This is a genomic window from Halomonas marinisediminis, from assembly GCF_004347715.1.
Lineage (GTDB): Bacteria > Pseudomonadota > Gammaproteobacteria > Pseudomonadales > Halomonadaceae > Halomonas > Halomonas icarae.
Genome location: NZ_SLTR01000314.1, coordinates 1 through 288, shown reverse-complemented (window position 1 = coordinate 288; position 288 = coordinate 1). Strand labels below are relative to the sequence as shown.

Sequence of the window (288 nt, the reverse complement as noted above, 5' to 3'; positions counted from 1 at the left end):
ATTTCACGTCGTCGCGCCCGTAGATGAACGGCAGGCCGCTATCCACCGATTGCGCCTTCAGGCCCGCATCGCAGATCGCCTTGTCGGCCTTGGCATGAGACATGACCGAGGTCAGGATGAACAGCGCGTTCTCCCACTCGCCCTGGTCGATCCGGTTGCCGTTCTTGTCCAGGATCCGGCCGTAATCGGCATCCATGAACGCGTAGGAGCCGCACTGAAGCTCGTTGTAAACGCCCGAGTTGCCTTCGAAATAGTACGACCCCGTGCCGCCGCCGCCGACGATGTCGC

At 61.8% G+C, this 288-nt stretch carries 1 pseudogene; it reads right to left on the bottom strand.

Features of this window, described 5'->3' with window-relative positions:
- Nucleotides 1-288, bottom strand: a pseudogene (locus E0702_RS16825) (DSD1 family PLP-dependent enzyme); the annotation flags it as partial.